Raw genomic sequence first — 19,657 nt, 5'->3', positions numbered from 1 at the left:
TCCGGGCCATTCAATGTTGGTATCTATCTGGGTTATATTATAGTATGCCAAGCTAATCGGACACAAGGTTCGTCATCTTGCTGTCATCATTTTTTTCTAACTAAATGTCGGATTGCATAAGATTCCATAGTTTTTCCGTATCATTTAAATACATCAAGTGTTAATTAACATAACAAACAGTTTACATCAATATTTGATTCATCGAAGGGGGGGTTCCATTGATCTCATTTCGTCAAGTAGAGAAGCATTACGGCGATTTCCATGTGCTCAAAGGAATTGATCTTCAGATCAAGCAGGGGGAAGTCGTTGTCGTTGTAGGTCCGTCAGGTTCTGGCAAGAGTACACTGCTAAGATGTATCAACCGTCTGGAAACCATCACAAGCGGTGAGCTTATCGTGAATGAGTACAAGGTCAGCGATAAGAAGATGGATATGAACAAGCTGCGTCGAGATATCGGCATGGTATTCCAGCATTTCAATCTGTATCCGCATAAGAAAGTGATCGATAACATTACACTTGCTCCGATGAAGGTGCATGGAATGGCTAAGAAAGAAGCCGACGAGATTGCAATGTATTTTCTGGATAAGGTTGGTATTCAGGATAAGGCGTACAGCTTTCCTTCACAGTTATCCGGCGGACAGCAGCAGCGTGTGGCCATTGCGAGGGGACTGGCGATGAAGCCGAAAATTATGCTGTTTGATGAGCCCACATCAGCCTTGGATCCGGAGATGGTTGGAGAGGTTCTTGATGTCATGAAGGCGCTTGCAAATGAAGGGATGACGATGGTTGTGGTTACACACGAGATGGGCTTTGCCCGTGAAGTAGCCGATCGTGTTGTTTTTATGGACAAAGGTCAGATCGTAGAAGAGTCGCCACCTGAGGAATTCTTCGTCAATCCCCGTGAAGAAAGAGCCAAATTATTTTTGAATCGCGTACTTAACCATTAATAAGGAGATGAACAAAACCATGATATCAAAAAAGTGGAATTTCATGTTTATGTTAATTACGATATTCGCATTGGTGGGGTGTGCCTCTAACGGCACAAAAGGAGGAGCATCAAGCACTCCGGCTAACTCTCCAGCAGCAAGCAGCGCTCCAAGCACTGCAAAACCGGCAGGTGGAGCGACCGTTCTGGATGAAATTAAAAGCAGAGGCAAAGTTGTCGTTGGTGTGAAATTTGATACGAAGCTATTCGGTTTGAAAAACCCGACTGGCGGCGAAGTTGAAGGCTTCGACATCGACATTGCGAAAGCATTAGCAAAAGAAATCCTGGGCGATGAGAAGAAAATTGAGTTAAAAGAAGTAACGTCCAAGACGCGCATTCCGATGCTCGACAACAAAGAAATTGACATGATTGTTGCGACGATGACGATTACTGAAGAGCGGAAGAAACAAGTTGAGTTTTCCAATGTTTATTTTAAAGCGGGACAGTCTTTGCTCGTCAAAAAAGGCAGCCCTATTAAGAGTGTAGCGGATGTTAAAAAAGGAACGAAAGTATTGGCTGTGAAAGGCGCTACTTCCGTTGCGAATATTAAAGCGAAATCCCCGGATGCCACTATACTTGAGTTTGACAATTACCAAGATGCTTTCAGCGCCCTGAAAGCAGGTCAAGGGGACACGTTGACCACAGATAACGCCATCCTCTATGGCATGATGGTACAAGATAAGAATTTCGAAGTAGTTGGCGAACCGTTCACGGATGAGCCTTATGGTATCGCAATTAAGAAAGGCGAGACTGCTCTTACAACTGCTGTGAATGATGGACTGAAGAAGTTGGAGTCCAGCGGTGAGTACGCGAAAATCTATGAGAAATGGATTGGCAAAGCGCCAACCAAATAAGAGTAACAAGAATAAAAGAAGAGATGGGTGGCAGCCGCTGCCCATCTTCTGTCTATGAGGGGGGAGCGCATGCCGGATTTCTCGATTTTTACCGATTATTTTGATATCTACATGAAGGGCTTCTTCAACACGATCATTGCCAGTGTTATTGCGTTAATTGGCAGCTTTGTGCTGGGTACGGTCATTGCTATTTTTCGTATCGGATCGGTGAAACCTCTGCAATGGATAGGAACTGCCTATGTAGAGTTCATTCGAAACATACCGCTCTTGCTTGTTGTCTTCGTGTTCTTCTATGGGCTGCCGTCCATGGGTATTACCCTTAGCGGATTCGTATGCGGGACCTTAGGCCTTACGGTGTACACGGCATCTTTTATTGCAGAAGCAATCCGAGCCGGTATTATGTCGGTGCCCAAAGGTCAATCTGAGGCAGCACAATCCTCGGGACTGACTTATTTCCAAACCATGTGGCATATCGTCCTTCCGCAAGCAATCAAAATTGTCATACCGCCGCTCAGCAACCAATTTATTAACCTCGTTAAGAACTCGTCCGTACTTGGCGTATTCGCAGGTTTTGACCTCATGTATTTCGGGGATCAGGTCGCAAGTGAGACTTATGCTACGTTCGATACCTATATCTTCGTTGCTGTGCTTTATTTGATACTCACGCTGCCGCTAAGTTACGTGGCCTTGCGCCTAGAACGTAAATTAGCTCGTACGGACTGACTTTAGGGGGAGGTGAACGAATGGATATCATGCATGCTTTCTCGGCTGATAATGTAAGGTTTGTATTTGAAGGTTTCTATATGACGCTTAAAGTCGCTGCGATCTCTATTGTGTTAAGCTTTATCGTAGGGTGTATTGTCGGTACGATCCGGTATACGAAGCTTCCGGTTGTTTCACCAATTCTGGCTATAGCAGTTGAGCTTCTTCGCAATTTACCATTGCTCTTAATCATATTTTTCGCAAGATTTGCCTTACCGGATATCGGGATTAAACTCGGACCCATGAATGCAACGATCTTGGCCTTAACGCTATTTGAAGGCGCGATGATTGCGGAGATTGTGCGAAGCGGCCTGACTTCCATCGATAAAGGGCAGATTGAAGCCGCTAGATCTTCAGGACTAGGCTATGTGCAAACACTTTGGCATATTGTTTTACCTCAGGGGTTGCGTCGAATGATGCCGCCACTCGTGAGTCAATTTATATCCCTGTTAAAAGATACTTCTCTTGCGATTGTTATTTCCTTGCCTGAACTGATGCACCATGCGAAAATAGTAATTGGACAAAACTACAGTTATACCATTCCTATTTTATTTTTAGTGGCTATTCTGTATTTCGCTGTGAATTATGCGCTATCATTAGCAGCCCGCAGGATGGAATCAAGGTTGGTATAAGAGGAATTTAACATCCAGAAGGAGTCTTGGCATCATGTTACATGTAAGTTGGGAAATGATGATATTCATCATCGTCGGAGGTTTTGTAGCGGCTTATGTAGATTCTGTCGTTGGTGGAGGAGGGCTGATTGCTCTTCCGGTTCTGCTGGCAACGGGATTACCCCCGGCTGTCGCGCTGGGAACGAACAAATTGGCGGGCACCATGTCATCTCTGACGAGTACGATTTCATTCATGCGGTCTGGGAATGTTGATCTAAAAGCCGTACGAGGTTTGTTCTTTTTATCTCTCTTAGGAGCTGTATGCGGAACGATGGTGCTGCGGCAAATACCTTCTGATTTCTTGAGGCCGCTGGTTGTCGTTATGCTTATATTGATCACCATCTACACGATTTTTCGCAAAAACTGGGGAGATCTTTCTACCTTCCGCCAATTCTCAACGAAAACAGCGATGTTAATGGGCTTCGCAGCATTCGGTTTGGGTTTCTATGATGGTTTCTTCGGACCGGGGACTGGTTCCTTTCTTATTTTTGTTTTTCTAATGTTAGGATTCGATTTCGTCAAAGCAGCTGGTAATGCCAAGGTCCTAAATTTCGGGAGCAACGTGGCTAGCTTGGCAACTTTCATGGTTCTAGGATCCATTAATTATGAGATAGGCATTCCGATGGGAATAGCCATGGTTTGTGGATCTTTGCTGGGCTCACGCATGGCGATCCGCAAAGGCTCAGCGTATGTTCGACCGTTATTTCTTACCGTTTGTATACTCCTCATTGGTAAACAGATATGGGATATCTTGTAGGGGGTGAAAGGCTGGGACGCTTAAAGAATGAAGGGCTGCAAATGATTCTCGTCGCTATTGTGACGGCCATAGCCGGAGAGTTTAAGATCACACCTTTCAGTGGCGAAATGTTTCGGATTGGTCTTGGCAGCAGCGCCTTTCTACTCAGTTTGCTTTTGATGAAGCACCTGCCTTATGTCTATACTGGTATCATTACCGGAATCACTGTTTTGCTATTTCGGACGTTGGAAGATGGTATCCTATTACATGGGGCCATGTCTTTCAGCGCGAGCGCGCAAACGCATTTATCAGCCGCCTTTTATTATATGGCCTTTGCGATTGCCATGAGCTTCATTAAACGGAATTGGGACCAATTCCACCCTTTTGTTCTTGGGTTGTTCTTATCGGTAATTGATCTTATGTCCAATGAGATTGAATTGCTGGCGCGCAGCTTGATTTTCCACTCGACGAATATGTTTTCAGAGCAATTAGTGTATATCACAGTTACGGCTGTCGTGCGGAGCTACTTCGTGGTAGGTATCTACAACAGTGTGACCATTAATCAGATGCGAGTCCTGCATAATGAGCAGCAGAAGCGTATGGAGCAGATGTTAAATACGAATACCGGTTTATATGGCGAAGTATTTTACTTGCGGAAGTCGATGGATACGATTGAGCAAATAACAGCCAAGAGCCACAATTTATATGAAAAAATCAATGGCGCGGGGTTAAAAAGCTACTCTCGTACCATTTTGGAAATTACCCAGCAAATTCATGAAGTCAAAAAAGATTCGCAACGCATCCTAGCAGGGTTGTTGAAGCTGTTCGATCGCGATTTCGCTTCCGATATGAGGTTGGCCGAAGTCGTGGAGTTCGCTATCAAATCCAACTTGGGTTACAGTGCGATGCTTGGAAAAAAGATTCAATTCAAAAGCGACATTCAAACGGACTATTGTTCGGATCAATATCTACCCCTTTTAACCGTAATCAATAATCTCGTATCAAATGCTGTGGAAGCCATTGAAGATCAAGGATCCATTCTTGTAAGTGCTTATGAACAAGGTGCTGAGACCGTCATAATCGTTGCCGACACCGGTGTTGGCATTTCTGAGCAGGATAGAGATATGATTTTTGCACCTGGATTTACGACCAAATTCAATCAGGAGGGCTTTGCCGCGACAGGGATTGGACTCTCTCATGTTCGAGATATTGTTCATTCTTTAGGTGGAGACATTCATTTACGCTCTGACGAGCCGGGTTTTCAAACCACTTTTGTGATTACTATATTGACCGATACGTTGAAAAAAGGAGCGTAGAGATCATGCTGTCATTCGGAATTGTTGACGATGATGCGGTAAGTAGACGGATGCTGCAAAAGATCATTGAAAAAGGCGGTTTAGGCGAAGTTGTAGGAACGGCTGGCAACGGGAGCGAAGGGGAAAGAGTCCTTCTGGAAACCACACCGGATGTCGTGGTCATTGATTTATTGATGCCGGATCAGGATGGAATTGAAACGATTATTCGATTGAAGGAGCAAGGTTATCAAGGGAAATACGTGATGATTTCGCAAATTGAAAATAAAGAAATGATTGGCAAGGCCTATCAAGCTGGTGTTGAATTCTATATTCAAAAGCCAATTAATAAAATTGAAGTGGAAGCGGTGCTGTCCAAGGTTAACGAGCAGTGGAACATTAGCCGATCCTTGCAGGAGATTAAAGAATCTTTAACCAAGCTAAGTTTATTGCACACAGGTACAGAAAGTATTCGTAAAAAGCGCGGCGTCCGCGAAATTATGCAGCCCATTCTCATGGATATGGGGATCGTGGGGGACACCGGCAGCCGCGACTTGATGGACATTATGGAACATCTCGCACGTCATCATAAAGCGGAAGGGATTCCGCCGCTCAAGGAGCTTTATGAAACTGTATCCAGATGCCACAAGGTGAAGGAAGCGGATGTTGAAAAAGAAGGTAAAGCCGTCGAACAACGGATTCGCCGTACCGTCATGGCGGCATTAACCCATATCGCCAGTATCGGATTGACGGATTACAGCAATCCCAAATTTGAGCATTATGCGCCTCTTTATTTTGAATTCCAGGATGTGCGTATGAAGATGAAAGAAATCGATGAGAACAGTAAACCGGAGAAGGGCAAGGTCAATATTAAGAAATTTCTCCAAGTTCTCTATCTTGAAGTTACGGATAAGATGCGCAGTGAATATTAAGAATAGCGCGGATAAAATTAGGGTAGATAAGAGCAAAATTAGGCAGTTTCTGGTTGCGAATTGACCGGTGGTTATGGTATTATTTTGAAATAATGAAGAAGAAGGAGGTGAAGGTAGGATGAATCGAGAGTTCGTGAACAACCGTGTGAGCCAGTTACCCATTGCGATGGCTGGCATCGTTCATGCAGCAGTCAAAGACGCGAGAAGTCTGTCCATTTATGCTCATACGGAATTACAACTCACGAAAAGACACCTACCTTAACCCTCAAACGGATCAATCCGAAAGGTCGTAGGAATTTTCCTGCGGCCTTTTTTTGTTCTTTGGTTGCGATGGATAGGGTCTTTCACAAATTAGGAGGATCCTTCATTATGTTAATTATTAACGGTCAAAATATAAAGAAATACCATGGTGCGCAGCTAGTTCTTGAGGATGTTACTTTTGAAATTCATCAGGGAGAACGAATAGGACTTGTGGGACGCAATGGCAGCGGTAAATCCACTCTGCTGCGCCTTATATCCAAGATGGAGAAGCCCGATGAAGGACAATTAACTGTACGAAAAGATACGCGGATCGGCTATTTAGCGCAAATCCCAACGGAGTGGGAGAGCGGTACGGTGTATGATGTGCTGGCAGCGAGCTTTCAAGAGGTACTTGAATGCCGCGGCAACATGACGGAGCTGGAGCAGCGAATGTCGAGCCCGGACGTCATGAGTGATGAGAAGCAGCTGGATCAGCTGCTTAAGAAGTACGCTCAGCTGCAAGAACGTTTTGAGCGGGAAGGCGGCTACGAGCTGGATGCAAGAATTGACCAGGTTGCGAACGGACTTCGCATTGCACGGGAGTTTTATGAGCGGAGCTTTGCCTCGTTGTCCGGAGGGGAAAAGACGAAGATTGCGCTCGCATCCCAGCTGATCGGTAAGCCAGACTTGCTGCTGCTGGATGAGCCAACGAATCATCTGGATTTGTTCGGCGTGGAATGGTTGGAGGAATATCTCAACCATTATGATGGCGCATGCTTCATTGTTTCTCATGACCGCTACTTTCTGGATCGGGTAGTTACGAAGATTGTTGAGTTGGAAGATGGTGAATCAACGACCTATCTGACTTCATATTCGGGATATGTGAAGGAGAAAGAAGTTCGACTGCTGCAGCAGTTTGCTGATTATCAGGAACAGCAGAAGGTCATCAAGAAGATGAAAGAGACGATCAAACAGCTGACGGAGTGGGGCCGAGTAGGAGGGAACGAGAAATTTTTCCGCCGGGCAGCTTCTATGCAGAAAGCGCTGGATCGGATGGAGAAGCTCAAACGGCCTGTTCTTGATCCGAAGGCAGCGGAATTCGGGTTGAAGCTGGACGACCGCTCAGGCCGGAGAGTGATTCGTTTCGAAGACGTGAATAAGCAATACGGGGATAAAGTGCTGCTGAAGCGGGCAAGCGGCTTGCTGGAATATGGCGAGAAGGTGATGCTCGTCGGGTCTAATGGTTCGGGTAAAACAACTCTGCTGAGGATGATTCTGGGTGAAGAACAGCCTGACCAAGGGGAGCTCGAGCTAGGAGCGCGGGTCGATATTGGTTATCTGGCTCAACAAGAGTATCCGGATAATCATAAAAAATCGGTGCTTACTTACTTCTGTGAGGAAGCGAAGCTGGAAGAAGGAGAGGCTAGGGGCCGGCTTGCTGCGTATTTATTTTATGGAGCAGATGTGTTCAAGTCGGTTAGTTCTCTCTCGGGAGGCGAGTGGACGAGATTGCGGCTAGCACTGCTTGTGCTGCGTAAGCCTAATTTACTTATTCTCGATGAGCCCACGAACCATATGGATATTGCTTCAAGGGAAGCGTTGGAAGAGGCGCTTGAAGAGTTTCCGGGAACCGTGCTGGCTGTGACGCATGACCGTTATTTTATGAATCGGCTATCCCGGAAAATATGGGAGCTGGATCAAGGGCGAATTACCGTTTACTTGGGCAACTTTGATGACTATAAAGTGAAGAGTGCTCAATTGAAGGGGAATCGCATGAGTGAATCGGCAGCGGTTGGTGTGAGAAAGTCGGCTGGTGCTGGGGCTAGGGATGGTGCAAATGCAAGTGCAAGTGCAAGCCTAGGTGCAAGAGCAAGCCTAGGTGCAAGAGCAAGTGCAAGTGAAAGCCTAAGTGCAAGAGCAAGTGCTAAAGCAAAAACAAATGCAAGTGCTAAAGCAAATGCTAATGCCAATGCCAATGCAAATGCAAATGCAAATATAAGTGTAAGTGTTAAAGCAAAAACAAATGCAAATACAAATGCGATAGCAAGAGATGCTAGGAGTGTTTTGCCAAGAGATTCTGGGAGTGCTACGGCAAGAAATAGCGCCGAAGCGGCGCCAAGAGGGAAGTCTAGAAGCTCGTCCGTGTTTACACGAGAGAGGCTAGAGAAGCAGATTGCGGATGGCGAAGCGCTATTGAACAATCTCGACCAACGGCTAGAAAATCTGGCGGCAGATGAACTTAGCCAACTGTGGACGGAAAGAGAAGCGGCGCAGGAGATGTTGGATAGACTCTATGAGCAGTGGATGCAGATAGAGGAGCAGGAATAGAAAAAGGGGGCTGAGGCTCCCTTTTTTTATGAGATATGAGAATTTATATGAAGTATAGATACTGGCACAAAGATTCTTGAATCAAATGTTTTTGATGGACATTGGCAAATGAGATGTATGGATGCGAGATCCTCTATGGGGTCTTTTTATGTGGTTCATTAAGTGAGTTAGGCAATTTAAATTGCTTATTTGTCTTAATATCGCCTGTTATGCTTGCGTAGGCACGCAAAGCTTGCTTATTGTTGGCTAATGTACACAAAATGTAACGTTTTGCAGATAATAAGCATCTACGGTAGTCTTATCTCACGAGAAGCCCAGATATTAGAATAGTTAAGGGAGATAAGCTTGCTTATTCATTCCCAGATAAATAGCTACCCGTAGTAGGAACGATGTTTGCCAGATAGTTTATAAGAGCGAATACGTGTAGTACCGGAAGCGGGTTGTAATAGCTCCATCTGAACAAGCTTGCGCAGGAGTTTACCGGCATGGTTTCTGCTAATATGCAGCCGCTGGGAGATGGTTTTTGGTAGGAGGGGTTCACCCGTTTGTCTGGCGATTCTCAGAATTTCTTTTTCTTCCAATGATAATGCTAGATCAGCTTGTTCATCACCAAACCAGCTGCCCATCATTTGGAGGATCAATTGCTGACATCGACGTGGCTTTTCTTTCATTTCATCATAGGCGAAACGGAGCACCTTCCACCCATCCAGAATGAGATGGTTTTGACGATTTAACTGGTCTGCAAATTGCCAACGGTTTATATCCTTATGGTGCGCCTTGTAGCCATCAATTTCTATACAAACCAAATGAGTTCCGCGAATATAAGCGAAGTCCAAATAGCGATCACCATCCTTAAAGTCCGAAATCGGATATTCGGCATGAAGAAAATCAAATCGACCGACCGCTGGCCACCAGACCTGCTCGAGGAACAACTTCTCAGCATGACCGTGGCCATCCTGAAGACGCCTATGAGATTCGCCTGACCTCGTCTGTAACTGCAATTGCATAAATTTCTCATAGCATGCTTCGAATAGCATATCAATGCCCCCTATTGATCATAACACCTAAAAAAGACCGCTATCTCCTATTGGAGAGAGCGGTCTGTGTGCTTCACGACCTGTGATCCTATCACGATTATTTTACACGAATAGATGACTCAGTGGCAAGATTCTGGGGGAAAAATGATTTAGGGACCAAGTCGCAGACATTTCACATGCCGCGCAGGCACTCAAACCTGAACCCACTGCACAGGGACCTCGATGCGCTGCGGAACATAATGTCCGTTGAACTGCTCAAGCAGCAATTTAACAGCCGATAAGGCCATTTGCTCTTCATCCTGCAAAATGTGCGAGATTCCCGGAATCTCAGGATCATCGAAGGAAACCAACTCGATCTTCGGGTTCAAGCCTTCTTCCTGATGCAGAGCATGATGCGTGAGCCTTGCCATCTCAGCGGTTAATGCAAAAACAGCCGTAATGTTAGGATGCTGATGCAGGAAATTAACAATATAAGCTGATGTATCGCCATTTCTGAGGATGTCGATGGGGACATGACACCACAGGCTTTTATCAATCAAAATGTTGCCATCAATATAAGCCTTCTCAAAACCGTGAGTCCGGTCTTCAACGGTTGTATTCGTATTATCGGGGGAGATGAGCGCGATTTGCTGATGGCCTTTGTTTAACAGGTTGGTAACCGTCTCATAAGCGCCGCCCCAATTATCGGAGGTAATCCGGTAAGTTTCTATATTTCTCAAATAGCGGTCAATAAACACAAACGGATATTTATCCAGGGATAAACGGAGCAGCGATTCATTATATCTCTCATCCTCCGTAGGGAAAACAATGATGCCGCGGATGCCTGGCGTGTTGGTCAATTCCTGAACCGAACGGGATTCTTCGATGGAAGATTCACGTGTGATATGCAGGACAAGCTGATACCCGGATTCCTTAACGTAATATTCGATATAGTCAACAAGTCTCTGAATGACTTTCGTCTTCATGGTAGGGATAATCAGACCAATATAATTTTGGGAAGAAGACGCTGAAGAACGACGCTTAGGGTCCACTATGATAGAGTTAGGGTTGACTGCCACGAATGTTCCCTTACCTTGAATACGAGTGACAAGTCCCTCGTCAACCAATAAAGCCAGGGCATTCTTCACGGTTATTTTACTGACCATAAATTCATCCATAAATTCTTGCTCAGAAGGCACGCGATCTTTGGGACGAAGCTCTCCGGATATAATCTTATCTTTAATGGATTGGTAGATTTGTTTATAGAGAGGAATTTTATTCACTCGTGCATCACCTGATTCTTCATAGTCTTAGGTTCATTTTACTCAGTAAATGTGTAAAAGGGAATACATAAAAGTCAGAAAAGTATATTTATATCGTTTTATTTAAATTTTATAACCAATTGTATATATAAAATTGGTAATACATACCAGTACAATCCAATTCAGCAGGTCCCAATTCTATTTCATAAAACGAAAATGTAAGATGGATTCTAAACAAACATTTCGCTTAAGATTTTATGTGGTTAAATATAATAAACATAATTTTATACCCAATTGATTATATAATTATAGGTTTTTATGTACTATAATTCGATTTGTAAAGCGCTTACACATTAATCGACCATTTGCACGATAGTTTACATGACAATCAAAATTTCTTTCTAGGGGGATTTATCGAATGAAAAGAAAGCTTCAAGTAACTTCTGCTGCCGTCTTGGCATCCATGCTTTTATTGTCAGCTTGCACATCTAATTCGGGTACGAATAATGGGGGATCAGCTACGGCAAGTCCGGCGGCAACCAAAAGTGATAGCGCAACCAAATCAGGTACACCTGTTAAGCTGAGCTTCTGGACGTTCAATGAGCTGCATCAGAAATTTTTTGAAAGCATGGCTGAATCATGGAATAAAACACATCCTGAACAGCCGATTCAAGTAGAAGCAACAACTTTCCCCTATGACGATAACCACAATAAACTGTTAGTGGCGCTGCAATCAGGAACGGGCGCTCCCGACATGGCTGACATTGAAATCAGTAAAATCGGTAATTTCCTAAAAGGCGATGTCCAGCTAACCGCGCTGAATGATATTGTTGAGCCGGAGAAGGCCAACCTTGTCATGTCTCGACTCGATAATTATGCGAAGGACGGCAAATATTACGGGATCGATTACCACGTTGGGGCGCAAGTCATCTATTACAATAAGGAAATTCTCGATAAAGCAGGCGTGAACGCCGACGATATTAAGACTTGGGACGATTATGAAAAGGCTGGCAAGCAGGTTCTTGAGAAAACCGGCAAGCCGATGACGACGGTCGAAACGACGGATCAATGGAGCTTATGGCCGTTGGTTGTCCAACATGGTTCGGACTTCCTAGACAAGAACGGTAACGTGACAATAGGCGACCAAGCGAATCTAGATGTATTGACTTACCTGCAGAAGCTTGTGAAGGAGAAAGTTGCCGTGGTGGCTCCGGGCGGTTTGCACCATGCGGAAGAATATTACGGCTTCATGAATAAAGGCGGTGCAGCTTCCGTCTGGATGCCGATGTGGTACATGGGTCGCTTTACGGATTACATGCCTGATTTGAAAGGCAAAGTCATCATTAAGCCGATGCCGGTATTTAAACAAGGCGAGATGCGCTCTTCCGGTATGGGGGGTACGGGTACGGTTATTACGAAGCAATCGAAGAATCAAGACGTAGCTAAGAAATTCCTTTCCTATGCGAAATTGTCCAAAGAAGGCAACATTCAGATCTGGTCACAACTCGGCTTTGACCCGATTCGCTCTGATGTTTGGAACGATCCGGCGCTGAAAGCGGACAATAAATTCACGGCTTATTTTGGCAAAAATCTGTGGGACGTTTTGATTTCTGTGAAAAGCGAGATCGCGCCTACGAATATCAAGGAGAAAACGCCGGCTGTCTCCGACTATATCAAGACGAAAACGATTTTCCAAGCGCTTAATGATTTGAAAGATCCGAAGCAAGTTCTAGACGATGCTGTGAAAAATATTAAGTAAATTGAACGCCTCGCGTTCCGTTGCTGGCTTTGCCCTAGGGACGCCCCTTCGGCAAAGCTTGCAGCGCTTCTAGAGAGGAGTGGTGATTAACGATATGAATAAGTTTCTGTATTCCTCCCGGGTAGCTCCTTATGTCTTTGTTCTGCCATTTGTGTTATCGTTCCTTATTTTCTTTGCTTATCCGGTTATGACCACGATTGTCATGAGCTTTCAAGAAGTTCTGCCCGGCCAAACCCATTTCATTGGGTTAGCGAATTACCGGAATTTATGGAGCGAGTCATTTTTCACCGCATTGAAAAATAGCAGTCGGTATACGTTCTGGACCCTGCTGGTACTTATACCATTGCCGCTTGTACTTGCTGTATTCCTAAATGCGAAGCTGACCAAGGCGAGCGCGTTCTTCCGTTCCGCTTTGTTTATCCCCTCCCTCACTTCGGTTGTTGTGGCGGGAACTATATTCCGGCTTGTTTTTGGAAGCTTGGATGATTCGGTGATGAATGCTTTCCGTCATATGCTGGGCATGCCTACGATTAACTGGCTGGCCAACTCCACGACGGGAATGCTCGTAATGGTTATTTTGGCGACTTGGCGGTTTACTGGCGTCAATATTATTTATTTCCTATCCGCGCTGCAGAGCATTCCGCATGAATTATATGAGTCAGCAGAAATAGACGGTGCCAACAAGTGGGACCAATTCTGGCGAATTACTCTGCCGTTATTGAAGCCGGTAGCGATCTACGTCATTACGATTTCCATCTATGGCGGCTATTCGATGTTTACGGAAAGCTTCATTCTCTGGAACGGTAATCGCTCTCCGAATGACATTGGTCTGACGATGATCGGTCTACTTTATCGTGAAGGCATCGAACGTAATAATTTGGGTTTCGGATCTGCAATTGGGATCACATTGCTGGGTATAACCATGATCTTAAATGTCATTCAATTGAAATTTTTCGGTTTGTTCAGAAAGGAGGACTAGGACATGCAGATACAACGACATAAGTTCCTTCAAACCTCCTTACTGCTCTTCCTGTTTGTGGTACTTGCCGCATTGGCACTATTCCCGTTCTACAGTCTTACGTTGGCTTCGTTTAAGCCTTCCAAGGAGATGCTGCGCTACGGACTCAATGTGAAGCTGCAGCCGGAGTTATTGTCCTTTCATAACTATGCCTTCTTATTTTCTGCATCCGCGAAGAAATATTTGATCTGGTATAAGAACAGTATCATTATTTCCATTGTGTATACCGCTTGTTGTCTGCTTTTATCTTCGATGGTGGGCTATGGACTCGCCATGTACCGATTTAGAGGAAGAAACCTTATTTTCCTCTTAGTCCTCTTAGTCATGATGGTCCCTGTGGAAATTATTATGCTGCCGCTTTATAAACAAATGATTGCGTTCCACTTAATCGATACTTACAGCGGTGTCATTTTACCTTTCGTCGTCGCACCGCTGCCGATCTTCTTCTTCCGGCAGTATGCTGCCGGGCTGCCCAAGGATTTCCTTGATGCAGGAAGAATTGACGGCTGTTCAGAGTATGGTATCTTTTTCAAAATCATGATGCCATTGATGGCTCCGGCTTTCGGGGCGATGGCGATATTGCAGGCCCTTGCGAGCTGGAACAGCTTTGTTTGGCCGCTAATTGTACTCAAAACTGGCAATAAACTGACTCTGCCGATTGGTCTGTCCAGTCTTGTAACGCCTTATGGCAATAACTACGATATTCTCATTGCCGGTTCTGTGCTTGCGATCGTGCCTATCCTGATCGTCTTCATCTTCTTCCAACGATTCTTTGTATCGGGTCTTACGGTTGGCGGTGTGAAAGGCTAATGACAGTCTCGCGGATGAAAAAAAGGGCGCTGCTTACGCTTGGTTTTGCGCTTGCAGCTGTGGCTGTAGGGGTTTCCTTTCTCCTATTCGGGAGTTCAAATACTGCCCCCTTAGAGTTTCCGAAGAGACCTGTTCAGTACCCGATGTATGACACAGGAAGCACGAATACGGAATCAAGCTGGCACACGATGAATACGCACGATCCTTCCATTTATAAAGACGGGGATACGTACTATGTGTTTTCAACTGATATAAAGGTTGGCGCCAATAAGGATCCGCTGCGGCCGGGGATCATGGTGAGACGATCCAAAGATTTGATCACATGGGATTGGGTAGGTTATGCGCTGGATGGAATACCGAAGGAAGCCGCCTCGTGGACACGGGCAACGAATCTATGGGCACCCGACGTGTTCAAAATGGGAGATACCTACTATTTGTACTATGCAGCATCTACCTTCGGAAGCAATCAGTCCATGATTGGACTTGCAACCTCCACTTCGATTACTGGTCCATGGACGGATCAAGGCGCCGTTGTGAAGACGGCCAAGGGAGATGAAGCGAACGCGATTGATCCTAATCCTGTGTTTGATGCAGAGGGCAAACCCTGGTTAGCGTATGGATCCTTCTTTGGCGGCATTTATCTCGTAAGACTTGATGAACACACCGGTAAAGTGATGCAAGGGGAGCAGCCTACGCGGCTTGCCCGCAGAGACAGTCGTACAGTTGCAGGTGCTGTCGAGGCGCCGTATATCATCTATCAACCGGATCAGAAAAAGTACTATTTATTCGTATCCTATGACTCTTTATCTTCCGATTACAGTGTAAGAGTGGGCAGATCTTCCTCGATTACGGGGCCTTATGAGGATTTCAATGGGCATCAGCTTTCGGATACGGGGTTTTCGCCGCAGACGAATGTAGGAAATAAGCTGATTGGCAGCTACGCGTTCAGTGGGAAGGAAGGCTGGATCGCGCCGGGCCATAACTCGATTCTGAAGGACGGCGATCGCACATTTCTCGTGCACCATGCCCGTGGCGAAAAAGATAAAAATTGGTCTTACCTCCATATTCGTGAGCTTCTCTGGACACGTGATGGATGGCCAGTTGCATCGCCTGAACGCTATGCGGGAGAGAAGATACAGCCTCTATCTCCGAAGCAGCTTGCAGGACATTGGGATCGATTGCCGATACCGATGGCATGGACGGGTACTGAACGATCTGAGCCTATTACCCTGCAGCCGAACGGAAAGATCGAATCGGCACAGGGTACCGGCAAGTGGACATTTCAAGAACCGAATGAGTTAACGCTGCAATGGACGGTTGTAGATACAAATGAGGGTGTCCCGACGACAGAGAAGGTACTTGTCTCGCCTGCCTGGGATTGGGAGAATGACAAGCCTACGCTTGTGTTTACAGGGATGAACGAGAAGGGCATCAACATATGGGGCAAATACACGGATCGCATCAAAGGAGAATAACGATGGAGAACATAGAAACCAGCTATATCAAACCGCTTTTGGAGCAGCGTGCTGATCCATGGATCTATAAGCATACGGATGGATATTATTACTTTACCGCATCAGTTCCAGAATACGATCGCATTGAACTACGGCGTTCCGCTACGATTGCTGGCTTGAACGAGGCGCACCCTGTTGTAGCATGGCGCAAATATAACGAAGGCCCGCTAAGTGCCAATATTTGGGCGCCGGAGCTGCATTTCGTTGCAGGCAAGTGGTATATCTATTTTGCTGCGGCCAGAACGACAGAAACGAAGGAAGGCCTTTTCGATCATCGGATGTTTGTGTTGGAAAATAGTTCGGCCAATCCTCTTGAAGGGGAGTGGGAAGAGAAGGGGCAGCTGCGCACCGAGTGGGAGAGCTTTGCACTGGATGCAACTTCCTTCGAACATAACGGTATCCGCTATCTTGTCTGGGCACAAAAAGATTTGAATATACCAGGAAATTCCAATCTTTATATTTCAGAAATGAGCAGTCCGTGGACCCTTCACGGCAAGCAGGTCATGATTACAACGCCGGAGTATGATTGGGAAATCATCGGCTTTAAGGTCAATGAAGGCGCCGCGGTTTTGAAGCGGAACGGACGCATCTTCATCAGCTTCTCCGCGAGTGCTACAGACTTTAATTATTGTATGGGTCTGTTAACGGCTTCGGAAGACGCCGATCTGCTGGATCCACGATCATGGGTGAAATCCAAGTCGCCTGTTCTGACCACGGATGAAAGCATCCGACTATTTGGACCCGGACACAATAGTTTCACCGTATCTGAGGACGGCACAAAGGATATCTTCGTATTTCACGCGAGAAATTATAAGGATATAGTGGGCGACCCGCTCTACGATCCGAATCGTCACACTTTTGTGCGTGTGTTGAAATGGCACGCGGATGGCACGCCGGATTTTGTTGGCTCCGTATCAGGCGCCTAGAACGGTTGAGCCAGTCTAGACCCTCTACCTCACTTCGTGAGCGTAGAGGTTTTTGACGTTTGGGAGATCCTTTCGCCACCGTTCCGACATGGAAGTCGGTAGTCCATATATGATAAGCTATACGTATTAAAGAAGGAGGCGATTGCTGTGATTCAAGTTTTCCCTGCACATACGCGTAATACAACCGATCTGGGCTGGCTTCAGAGCCATAAGAATTTCTCGTTCGGCGATTATTTTGATGAGGATAATGTAGGTTTCGGGGTTATGCGTGTTTGTAATGATGATGATATTGCTGCCGGTCGGGGCTTCGGTCCACATCCCCATAGCGACATGGAGATTGTTAGCATCGTTCTCAGCGGAGCCATTAAACACGAAGATAGTTTGGGGCATGTTGCGGTAACTGGAGTCAATGGCGTGCAGCGGATGTCAGCTGGAAGCGGCGTTATTCATGCCGAGTACAATGCGTCGGATACGGAACCGATGAGTCTATTCCAGCTTTGGTTCATGCCGTCTAAGCGTGGCTTGGAGCCATCCTTTGAGAATGTTACCTATGAGCCTGAAGCGTTGGTCAACGCACTGCTTCCAGTAGTTACGCCCGAGGGGGGCAAGCATGCAGCTAAGATACACCAGGATATGAGCATTTACCTCAGCAAGCTGGACGCGGGCAAAGAACTTGTGTTTAAACAAGGAGAGAATCGACGCATTTATCTAATGCTTATAAGCGGGAAGTTATCTGCTAATGATGCTGTTTTGGAAACGAAGGATAGCGCTCGTATGGAAGCTGAACAGACGGTTGCTATTCGTGCGATAGAAGATACACATTTCATGCTAATCGATCTGCCATAATGAATGATGAAGGAGGGCTATGCGGATGAAGGAAGTCTTTTTAATTAAACATGCAGTGGGCGGTCGAGCGTTCGTAGATACGGGAAAACATCCGATCCCCTACACATGGGAGCATGTTGGAGACCAATGGAAATTTACCGTGCAGATAGAGAAGAAGGAAGATATTGCTGAGCTTTTGAAATGGAAAGAGGAACTCAACGTTTTCCTATTTCAGGAGTTTGAGAATGAGTCAACGAAGAAATTATGGTTTTATGTAGGCGATGATTCCGTGCACTATTCGGAGGAAAAAGGCGAGTTAACCATAGTAGCAAAGTCTCAAATCGTATACATTCCTGATCAGTTTAGTGCGCAATTGTAACTCAACATAGGGAGAGCTGTGCAGGTGTCAGAGGCTTGCGGGGCTCCCCTTTAGCGGATTGGAGCAGCACCTATGAAAGTGCAGGATCAATTACTGGAGAAAGCTGTGCCTTTTATCAAGGAATGTTATAGTGAATTAGGTCAAAGCTCGGGCAACATCGAGGCTCGTCTTGCTGAAATTACCGAAGCCATTAGGTATAAAGGTTACTACGAACATACCCTTCAAGAGCTCGAGCATGGGGCTAAAATGGCATGGCGCAATAGCAACCGTTGCATCGGGCGATTGTTCTGGGAAACACTGACGGTACACGATGCTCGTTATATAGAAACAGAAGAACAGATGGCTGAGGCCCTATTTCGTCATATTGAAACGGCAACCAATGGCGGCAAAATCCGTCCAGTGATTACGATTTTCCCGCCTACGCATGATTCGGCTCAGGGAGCCTTTATTCATAATGACCAATTGATCCGTTACGCAGGCTATGAAACTGACAATGGGATTCTCGGTGACCCAGCTTCAATTCAAATAACTGCGTTATGCCAATCTCTTGGATGGCAGGGGGTTGGGACGCCTTACGACGTGCTGCCGCTTGTTGTTCAAATGGGAGATCGGAAACCGAAGTTGTTCGAGATTCCTGCTGAACTCGTCCTGGAAGTGGATATTACACATCCGGATATAGCAGCGTTCAATGATTTGCATCTCAAATGGTATGCCGTACCGATTGTGTCGAATATGTTCCTTGAAATCGGAGGGATTCACTTCCCCGCTGCGCCATTCAATGGATGGTACATGGGCACCGAAATCGGGGCGCGTAACTTTGCAGATCAAGCGAGATATGACATGCTGCCGCGTGTAGCGTCTGTCATGGATCTGGATACTCGGCGTGATGCTTCTCTTTGGAAAGATAAGGCGCTTGTTGAGTTAAATGTGGCTGTGCTGCATTCTTATCAACAGCAGGGAGTGGCGATTGTGGACCATCATACGGCGGCAAGGCAATTTAAGAGTTTTGAAGAGAAAGAGCAGAAGGTCGGTCGTGATGTCACGGGTGATTGGTCGTGGCTAATCCCGCCGCTATCCCCAGCGACGACGCATATTTTTCATCAGCATTATTCAAATGAAGTGAAGCTGCCTAACTTTTTTTACCGGCATGAGGGCTGAGCAATCGCTTCTAGAAGGGGAGAACTGCCCGCATGGCTTATAGAAATCCGGCAAGATTTAGAAAGATTTCGCTATGTCATAATTGTTGCTCGTCTCCGTTAAAGGAAAGCGCCAAAAATCGTGTAGTCAGATCCCCGTATATCGGGGATTTATTACATAAGAATTTTTAAGTTTCCGACGTAATCGGAGA

19 protein-coding genes are annotated in these 19,657 nt (G+C 45.8%); 17 read left to right on the top strand and 2 right to left on the bottom strand.

Annotation, left to right across the window (positions count from 1 at the left end):
• Positions 1–218 precede the first annotated feature (218 nt).
• From AC58U0_RS01895 to abc-f, 9 genes are all read left to right on the top strand, one after another.
• A complete protein-coding gene (locus AC58U0_RS01895; RefSeq protein WP_497377337.1) occupies positions 219–947 on the top strand; it encodes an amino acid ABC transporter ATP-binding protein in 729 nt (242 codons plus the stop codon).
• 19 nt (positions 948–966) lie between these two features.
• Positions 967–1,839: a glutamate ABC transporter substrate-binding protein gene (locus AC58U0_RS01890; RefSeq protein WP_497377335.1), complete on the top strand. Its 873-nt coding sequence runs from the start codon at positions 967–969 to the stop codon at positions 1,837–1,839.
• A 69-nt stretch (positions 1,840–1,908) separates the two neighbouring features.
• The gene (locus AC58U0_RS01885) at positions 1,909–2,562 is read left to right on the top strand and encodes an amino acid ABC transporter permease (RefSeq protein WP_497377334.1); all 654 of its coding nucleotides are present in this window, start codon (positions 1,909–1,911) and stop codon (positions 2,560–2,562) included.
• A 20-nt stretch (positions 2,563–2,582) separates the two neighbouring features.
• Complete coding sequence (locus tag AC58U0_RS01880) at positions 2,583–3,233, top strand: amino acid ABC transporter permease (protein WP_497377333.1); 651 nt, start codon at positions 2,583–2,585, stop codon at positions 3,231–3,233.
• A gap of 34 nt (positions 3,234–3,267) precedes the next feature.
• Positions 3,268–4,029, top strand: a complete 762-nt coding sequence (locus AC58U0_RS01875; RefSeq protein WP_497377332.1) for a TSUP family transporter — start codon at positions 3,268–3,270, stop codon at positions 4,027–4,029.
• Positions 4,014–5,324, top strand: coding sequence for a sensor histidine kinase (locus tag AC58U0_RS01870; RefSeq protein WP_497377331.1), 1,311 nt, complete (start codon positions 4,014–4,016; stop codon positions 5,322–5,324). Before AC58U0_RS01875 ends, AC58U0_RS01870 begins: the two co-directional genes overlap by 16 nt.
• A 5-nt stretch (positions 5,325–5,329) precedes the next feature.
• Positions 5,330–6,232: a response regulator gene (locus tag AC58U0_RS01865; protein WP_497377330.1), complete on the top strand. Its 903-nt coding sequence runs from the start codon at positions 5,330–5,332 to the stop codon at positions 6,230–6,232.
• A 118-nt stretch (positions 6,233–6,350) separates the two neighbouring features.
• Entirely contained in the window at positions 6,351–6,494 is a 144-nt protein-coding gene (locus tag AC58U0_RS01860; RefSeq protein ID WP_171640423.1) for a hypothetical protein, read from the top strand.
• 107 nt (positions 6,495–6,601) lie between these two features.
• Positions 6,602–8,800, top strand: coding sequence for a ribosomal protection-like ABC-F family protein (gene abc-f, locus AC58U0_RS01855; RefSeq protein WP_497377329.1), 2,199 nt, complete (start codon positions 6,602–6,604; stop codon positions 8,798–8,800).
• A gap of 371 nt (positions 8,801–9,171) precedes the next feature.
• Here the strand turns inward: abc-f and AC58U0_RS01850 are convergent, their stop codons facing one another.
• Both AC58U0_RS01850 and AC58U0_RS01845 read right to left on the bottom strand, forming a co-directional pair.
• Positions 9,172–9,837, bottom strand: a complete 666-nt coding sequence (locus AC58U0_RS01850) for a DUF559 domain-containing protein (RefSeq protein WP_497377328.1) — start codon at positions 9,835–9,837, stop codon at positions 9,172–9,174.
• A 191-nt stretch (positions 9,838–10,028) separates the two neighbouring features.
• Entirely contained in the window at positions 10,029–11,099 is a 1,071-nt protein-coding gene (locus AC58U0_RS01845; RefSeq protein ID WP_497377327.1) for a GntR family transcriptional regulator, read from the bottom strand.
• Between the two features lie 397 nt (positions 11,100–11,496).
• Here AC58U0_RS01845 and AC58U0_RS01840 point away from each other — a divergent pair, with 397 nt between their 5' ends.
• From AC58U0_RS01840 to AC58U0_RS01805, 8 genes are all read left to right on the top strand, one after another.
• Positions 11,497–12,837, top strand: coding sequence for an ABC transporter substrate-binding protein (locus AC58U0_RS01840; protein ID WP_497377326.1), 1,341 nt, complete (start codon positions 11,497–11,499; stop codon positions 12,835–12,837).
• Positions 12,838–12,931: 94 nt separating this feature from the next.
• On the top strand, positions 12,932–13,816 hold the full coding sequence (locus AC58U0_RS01835; RefSeq protein WP_052228648.1) for a carbohydrate ABC transporter permease: 885 nt from the start codon (positions 12,932–12,934) through the stop codon (positions 13,814–13,816).
• Positions 13,817–13,819: 3 nt separating this feature from the next.
• Entirely contained in the window at positions 13,820–14,665 is an 846-nt protein-coding gene (locus tag AC58U0_RS01830; protein WP_057304149.1) for a carbohydrate ABC transporter permease, read from the top strand.
• Complete coding sequence (locus AC58U0_RS01825) at positions 14,665–16,140, top strand: arabinan endo-1,5-alpha-L-arabinosidase (RefSeq protein WP_497377324.1); 1,476 nt, start codon at positions 14,665–14,667, stop codon at positions 16,138–16,140. The genes AC58U0_RS01830 and AC58U0_RS01825 overlap by 1 nt, the downstream gene beginning before the upstream one ends.
• 2 nt (positions 16,141–16,142) lie before the next feature.
• Positions 16,143–17,105, top strand: coding sequence for a glycoside hydrolase family 43 protein (locus AC58U0_RS01820; RefSeq protein WP_497377323.1), 963 nt, complete (start codon positions 16,143–16,145; stop codon positions 17,103–17,105).
• A 147-nt stretch (positions 17,106–17,252) separates the two neighbouring features.
• Positions 17,253–17,951: a pirin family protein gene (locus tag AC58U0_RS01815; protein ID WP_497377322.1), complete on the top strand. Its 699-nt coding sequence runs from the start codon at positions 17,253–17,255 to the stop codon at positions 17,949–17,951.
• A gap of 25 nt (positions 17,952–17,976) precedes the next feature.
• Positions 17,977–18,309 (top strand): hypothetical protein, encoded by a 333-nt coding sequence (locus AC58U0_RS01810; RefSeq protein ID WP_497377321.1) that lies wholly within the window; start codon positions 17,977–17,979, stop codon positions 18,307–18,309.
• A 72-nt stretch (positions 18,310–18,381) separates the two neighbouring features.
• On the top strand, positions 18,382–19,467 hold the full coding sequence (locus tag AC58U0_RS01805; RefSeq protein WP_497377320.1) for a nitric oxide synthase oxygenase: 1,086 nt from the start codon (positions 18,382–18,384) through the stop codon (positions 19,465–19,467).
• The last annotated feature ends 190 nt before the right edge of the window (positions 19,468–19,657 follow it).

Source organism: Paenibacillus sp. J31P190, assembly GCF_059692075.1.
Note: the sequence above shows the minus strand (reverse complement) of the source record. Positions and strands in the feature narration are given on the sequence as shown.

Coding starts and splice junctions, on each gene's coding strand:
- AC58U0_RS01830 (WP_057304149.1), top strand. CDS start 13,820: ATGCAGATACAACGACATAAGTTCCTTCAAACCTCCTTACTGCTCTTC.
- AC58U0_RS01865 (WP_497377330.1), top strand. CDS start 5,330: ATGCTGTCATTCGGAATTGTTGACGATGATGCGGTAAGTAGACGGATG.
- AC58U0_RS01870 (WP_497377331.1), top strand. CDS start 4,014: ATGGGATATCTTGTAGGGGGTGAAAGGCTGGGACGCTTAAAGAATGAA.
- AC58U0_RS01840 (WP_497377326.1), top strand. CDS start 11,497: ATGAAAAGAAAGCTTCAAGTAACTTCTGCTGCCGTCTTGGCATCCATG.
- AC58U0_RS01805 (WP_497377320.1), top strand. CDS start 18,382: ATGAAAGTGCAGGATCAATTACTGGAGAAAGCTGTGCCTTTTATCAAG.
- AC58U0_RS01880 (WP_497377333.1), top strand. CDS start 2,583: ATGGATATCATGCATGCTTTCTCGGCTGATAATGTAAGGTTTGTATTT.
- AC58U0_RS01820 (WP_497377323.1), top strand. CDS start 16,143: ATGGAGAACATAGAAACCAGCTATATCAAACCGCTTTTGGAGCAGCGT.
- AC58U0_RS01890 (WP_497377335.1), top strand. CDS start 967: ATGATATCAAAAAAGTGGAATTTCATGTTTATGTTAATTACGATATTC.
- AC58U0_RS01810 (WP_497377321.1), top strand. CDS start 17,977: ATGAAGGAAGTCTTTTTAATTAAACATGCAGTGGGCGGTCGAGCGTTC.
- AC58U0_RS01875 (WP_497377332.1), top strand. CDS start 3,268: ATGTTACATGTAAGTTGGGAAATGATGATATTCATCATCGTCGGAGGT.
- abc-f (WP_497377329.1), top strand. CDS start 6,602: ATGTTAATTATTAACGGTCAAAATATAAAGAAATACCATGGTGCGCAG.
- AC58U0_RS01825 (WP_497377324.1), top strand. CDS start 14,665: ATGACAGTCTCGCGGATGAAAAAAAGGGCGCTGCTTACGCTTGGTTTT.
- AC58U0_RS01850 (WP_497377328.1), bottom strand. CDS start 9,837: ATGCTATTCGAAGCATGCTATGAGAAATTTATGCAATTGCAGTTACAG.
- AC58U0_RS01860 (WP_171640423.1), top strand. CDS start 6,351: ATGAATCGAGAGTTCGTGAACAACCGTGTGAGCCAGTTACCCATTGCG.
- AC58U0_RS01885 (WP_497377334.1), top strand. CDS start 1,909: ATGCCGGATTTCTCGATTTTTACCGATTATTTTGATATCTACATGAAG.
- AC58U0_RS01835 (WP_052228648.1), top strand. CDS start 12,932: ATGAATAAGTTTCTGTATTCCTCCCGGGTAGCTCCTTATGTCTTTGTT.